Source organism: Actinocorallia lasiicapitis (genome assembly GCF_054778695.1).
Genome location: NZ_BAAGZI010000408.1, coordinates 1 through 4,988 on the forward strand (window position 1 = coordinate 1; position 4,988 = coordinate 4,988).

Annotated in this window: 4 protein-coding genes, 1 tRNA gene and 2 pseudogenes; 5 read left to right on the forward strand and 2 right to left on the reverse strand. The window is 71.5% G+C overall.

Features of this window, described 5'->3' with window-relative positions; all coding sequences use genetic code 11:
• Both ACYVE7_RS28865 and ACYVE7_RS28870 read left to right on the forward strand, forming a co-directional pair.
• A pseudogene (locus tag ACYVE7_RS28865) lies at positions 1 to 305 on the forward strand (hypothetical protein); the annotation flags it as partial.
• A gap of 49 nt (positions 306 to 354) precedes the next feature.
• Positions 355 to 428 (forward strand) — tRNA-Ala (locus ACYVE7_RS28870).
• Positions 429 to 599: 171 nt separating this feature from the next.
• Here ACYVE7_RS28870 and ACYVE7_RS28875 read toward each other — a convergent pair.
• Together ACYVE7_RS28875 and ACYVE7_RS28880 are read right to left on the reverse strand one after the other, a co-directional pair.
• Positions 600 to 755: pseudogene (locus ACYVE7_RS28875) on the reverse strand (hypothetical protein); the annotation flags it as partial.
• Between the two features lie 127 nt (positions 756 to 882).
• Positions 883 to 1,542 (reverse strand): TetR/AcrR family transcriptional regulator, encoded by a 660-nt coding sequence (locus ACYVE7_RS28880; RefSeq protein ID WP_460369011.1) that lies wholly within the window; start codon positions 1,540 to 1,542, stop codon positions 883 to 885.
• A 126-nt stretch (positions 1,543 to 1,668) separates the two neighbouring features.
• Between ACYVE7_RS28880 and ACYVE7_RS28885 the strand changes: the two genes are divergently transcribed.
• The 3 genes from ACYVE7_RS28885 to mhpA all read left to right on the forward strand — a co-directional run.
• On the forward strand, positions 1,669 to 2,793 hold the full coding sequence (locus ACYVE7_RS28885; RefSeq protein WP_460369012.1) for a VOC family protein: 1,125 nt from the start codon (positions 1,669 to 1,671) through the stop codon (positions 2,791 to 2,793).
• Positions 2,790 to 3,725 (forward strand): fumarylacetoacetate hydrolase family protein, encoded by a 936-nt coding sequence (locus tag ACYVE7_RS28890; RefSeq protein WP_460369014.1) that lies wholly within the window; start codon positions 2,790 to 2,792, stop codon positions 3,723 to 3,725. The genes ACYVE7_RS28885 and ACYVE7_RS28890 overlap by 4 nt, the downstream gene beginning before the upstream one ends.
• Positions 3,722 to 4,988, forward strand: a 1,267-nt coding sequence (gene mhpA / locus ACYVE7_RS28895) for a bifunctional 3-(3-hydroxy-phenyl)propionate/3-hydroxycinnamic acid hydroxylase MhpA (RefSeq protein WP_460369016.1), incomplete at its 3' end; no start/stop codon positions are given. The genes ACYVE7_RS28890 and mhpA, both read left to right, overlap by 4 nt.

The following is a 4,988-nucleotide window of genomic DNA, read 5'->3' on the forward strand; positions in this document are numbered from 1 at the left end:
CGCCGCTCCTGCCGGTCACGGGCCTGGCCCCCTGGTACGTCACCGCGCCCCCGGCCGTCCTGCTCCTCACCCACCTGGCGCTCCTGCGCACCGCCACCAAGATCGACGCCGAGCGCGCCCAGGCCGCCGCCGAAGCCCGCCACCACCTCCGCCGCACCCTCGCCACCGCAGCGGCCGCCGCTGCCGCCCAGGCCGCCCTGGACGCCATCCCGGACGCCACCCTCCTGCCCTTCACCCCCCGCACCGAACTGTTCGACCAGTACGCCGACGACTCCTCCACCCCCCGCCGCGCCGTCAACGACTAACCGATTACCGCCCACCCCTCCCCCCCTGCTAAAGTCAGTCCCGCACCACGGGGATGTAGCGCAGTCCGGTAGCGCACTTCGTTCGCATCGAAGGGGTCAGGGGTTCGAATCCCCTCATCTCCACCCCAGGTCAGAGGCCGGGTCCGCATCGCGGGCCCGGCCTCTGGCGTCTGATATGTCCGGTTCGTGAGCAGGGTCGTGAGTAAGGGCATGACCCTGCTCAGCCGCCTTCCTCGCAGGAGTACCCCAACCGCGTATCAGTATTGATTCGCTCGCATTCTCTAATCGGCGATCTCAGCGACCGTGCGGCCGCAGGCATGATCCGCGCCATTTCCGCGGTGGCCGTGCTGCGGGGATTTCTGCAAATTCCGCCGAGGCGGTGGAGTGCCGCCGTCCGGTGTTGTAGTGGTCGATCCAGGCTGCGACCGTCCGTCGGGCCTGTGCTCGCGTGGTGAAGGCGTGATCTCCAGGACCGCGTGCGTCCCGACATACGGCTCGGGCCGCGCCCGCAGAATGACGCCCTGAATGTCATCCAGATCCAGGCTCGGCCGCTTGACCAGCCGCTGGAAGAGAGCGGTCAGGCGACCCGTTCGGTCTCCAGGGATGCGGTCAGGTCCGGGAGGGGGCGTGCGCAGATCTCGCCGGCTTCGGGGGCGGTCAGGCCGAACATGCGCAGCAGGTCTTCGGTGATGTGGTCGGTGGCCTGGGCGGCGTCGCGTTCGGGATGGTCGTGCAGGAGGCGGCCGAGGGTGAGGACCGCGCCGCCGACGATCGTGAGGGTGAGGTCGGGGTCGCGGACGGCGGGGAAGCGCCCGGTGCGCATGCCGGCCTCGATGTCGCGGCGGGCCCGGGGCGCCAGCCCCTTGGGCGAAGAGATGAGGGCGAGTCCGCTGTTGAGCAGGACCTTGCTGAGGTCGGGGCGGAGGCGGTGCAGGCGGCCGGTGAGCCGGAAGGCCTGGGCGAAGATCTCGGCGGGATCCGCCAGGTCGGCGGTGAGCTCGTCCAGGAGGGCTCCGTGCCGGTCGAGGGCCTCCTCGACGGCCACGTCGAAGAGCTGCTCGCGGCTGTCGAAATGGTTGTAGAAGGACCCGAGCCCGACGTCAGCGGCCTGCGTGATCTCCAGGATCGGGACGTTCAGGTTCTGTTGCGCGATGAAGGCCTGGGCGGCGCGGATGAGCGCGGCCCGGGTCCGGGCCTTGCGCCGGTCGGTGCGGTTTCCGCCGTTCCGCTCTGGCACCCCGGCCCCCCTCCTCGTGACCCGACCATGCTACCCGCTTCTTCACTTCTGATGGAATCGTCATGTTCCTTGACGGTGATGCTATCGTCGTTAGTGACGGTTTCGTCATAATTTGGGGGATGGGTGATGAGTGATCCGCACACCGGGCTGCACAGCGAGCTCGGCGCGCTGCCGGGCGAGCACCCTGGACGAGTGGCCTCGCCGGTGGTGAAGGTCGACGGGCTGGCGTGGCTGGAGTTCAGCAAGCCCGACCTGGACCAGGCCGAGCTGTTCGCCTGCGCGTTCGGGTTCGATGTGGCGCTGAAGACCGCGACCGAGCTGCACCTGCGCGGATCCGAACCCGGCAGCCCGTGCGTCCTGATTCGCAAAGGCGGCGCCTCGCGCTTCCTCGGGCCGGCGTTCCGCGCCGCCGACCGGGCCGACCTGACGCGCCTGGCCGACGCGACCGGTGCGGCGGTGGCGAACCTGCCCGAGAACCTGGGCGGGGTCACCGTCGATCTGACCGATCCCAGCGGGCTGCGGGTGCGGGTCGTGTCCGGCACCGAGGACCTGGCGGCGCTGCAGTCCCCGGCACCGCTCGTCCACAACTTCGGCGGCGACGCCTCGCGGATCAACGCCACCCAGCGACCGCCTCGGGTGCCGGCGACCGTGCGGAGGGTCGGGCACGTGGTGCTGCAGACGACGCGGTTCCGCCGCACCCTCGACTGGTATCTGGAGCACCTCGGGCTGATCGTCAGCGACTTCCTCTACTACCCCGGGCAGCGCGACAGGGGGCCGACCATGGCGTTCATCCGCTGCGACCGGGGCCGCACGCCCAGCGACCATCACACGCTGGCCATGACGCTCGGGCCGTCCAACCGGTACGTGCACTCCGCCTACGAGGTCGGCGACCTGGACGTGCTGGCGGCGGGCGGACAGTACCTGCTGGAGCGGGGCTACGACCGTTCGTGGGGGATCGGCCGGCACATCCAGGGCAGCCAGATCTTCGACTACTGGCGCGACCCGGAGGGGTTCCTGGTCGAGCACTACACCGACGGCGACGTGTTCGACTCCACCCTGGAGCCGGGCTGGGCGGCGATGACCGCCTCGGGCCTGGCCCAGTGGGGCCCGCCCGCGACCAAGGACTTCCTGGGGATCAAGCCGGGCCGCGCGGCCCTGGCCGAGCTGCGGGCGATCACCCGCGCCCTGGGCGAGGACAACGAATTCGATCTGCCCCGGCTGCGGGGCCTGCTGAAGGTGGCATCGTCATGAGCATCACCGTGCTGCGTACCGCGGAATCCTGGTGGGTCCAGACCGGAGCGGAAGCCGTCCGCGTCGCGACCCCGGCCGAAACGACCGGGCGGCTGCTGGCCGACCGCGGCGCGGTCGACGCCGCCGCGGCCTCGGCCGGTCCGTCCGTCCCGGTGGAGAGCCTGGCGTTGCTGTCGCCGGTGACGGCCCCATGCCGGGTCGTGGCGCAGATGACGAACTTCGCCTCGCACGCCAAGGACGCCGGTATGGCCCCGGCATCGGTCCCGCTGACGTTCTTCCGCAAGTCCTCGGGCTCGATCAGCGGGCCGTTCGAGGACGTGGTCAAGCCCGCCCACGTGCGGCTGCTGGACTACGAGGTGGAGATCGGCCTGGTCGCCGGGCGGACCCTGCACGTCGGCTCCCAGGTCGACGACCTCGCCAGTTGGGTGGCCGGGCTGGTCGTCACCAACGACGTGTCGGCCCGCGACCTCCAGCTTCCCAAGACCCAGTTCTACGAGGCCAAGTCCTATCCGACCTTCACTCCCGTCGGGCCCCGGCTGGTGCTGCTGGACGCCGGAGAGCTCGAACGACTGCCGGACCTGCGGCTGAGGCTCACCGTCAACGGCGAGGTCCGCCAGGACATGACCGCCGCCGACATGATCTACCAGCCGCTCCAGGCGTTGCGGGCGCTGGCGGGGTTTCAGCGGCTCGATCCGGGCGACCTGCTGCTGACCGGGACGCCCGTCGGCACCGCGCTCAGCGCCCCGCCCAAGCCGGTCGAGGTGATCGGATCGCTCCTGCCGACCGCGACCAAGTGGCGGCTGTTCTTCAAGGCGCAGGCCAAGAACCCTCACTACCTGCGTGACGGCGATGTCATCGAGGCGAGCGTCGCCACCGACGACGGGACGATCGACCTCGGCACGCAGCGCACCGTCGTGAGGTACGCGCCATGACCGGCCACGACCAGGTCCCGGTCGTGGTCGTCGGGGCCGGGCCGACCGGGCTGGCCGCGGGCATCCTCCTCGCCGAGGACGGGATCCCGGTGCTGGTCCTGGACCGGTGGGCGACGGTGTATCCGCAGCCGCGGGCCGTCCACCTCGACGACGAGGTCCACCGGATCCTGGGCCGGCTCGGCGTGGCCGACGCCTTCGCGCGCGTGTCCCGCCCGGCGATGGGGCTACGGCTCCTGGACGGCGACCTGCGCGTGCTCGCGGAGTTCCGGCGCGGCACGGCGGCCGGACGGCACGGCTTCCCCCAGGCGAACATGTTCGACCAGCCCGAACTGGAAGGCATCCTGCGCGATCGGCTCGCGGCCTGCCCGCAGATCACCCTGCGCGGCGACAGCGAGGTCACCGGCATCTCCCAGGACGGCGACGGCGTCACCGTCGCCTACACCGACCTGGCCACCGGCACTCCCGCCGCCGTCCGGGCCCGGTACGTGCTGGGCTGCGACGGCGCCAACAGCCTCGTCCGCACCAGCGTCGGCACCAGGATGCGGGACCTGAGGTTCGAGCAGCGGTGGCTGGTCGTCGACGTGGCCACCGACGCCGACCTGCGCCAGTGGGACGGCGTCCACCAGGTGTGCGACCGGCACCGGGCCGCCACCTACATGCGCATCGGCGCCACCCGCCACCGGTGGGAGTTCCGGCTCCTGCCCGGCGAGACCGCCGCAGACCACCACGACCCCGGCAGGCTCCTGCCGCTGCTCACCCCCTGGACGGGCGCCGTCGCGGCCGATGACCTGGAGCTGGTGCGGATCGCCGAGTACACCTTCCGCGCCCAGATCGCCGACCGGTGGCGGGACCGCCGCGTCTTCCTGCTCGGCGACGCCGCCCACCTCACCCCGCCGTTCATCGGCCAGGGCATGGGGGCCGGGCTGCGCGACGCGGCGAACCTGTCGTGGAAACTGGCCGCCGTCCTGCACGGCGCACTGCCCGAAAGCATCCTGGAAACCTACGAGGCCGAACGGAAACCCCACGCCCGTGCCATGATCCAGATGGCCAAGGCCATGGGTGTCGCCATGACCAGCGGCGGCGAGATCGGAACGCTGCTGCGCCGCGTCATCGCACCGCGCCTGCACCGCATCCCCGGCTTCAGCCACCTCGTCCTGGACGGCCGCACCCCGGCGCTCCGCCGCACCACTCTGGTGGCACGCCCCCGCCTCGGCCGGGGGCTGGCGGGCACCCTGTGCCCCAACGCGGCGCTCGCCGACGGCC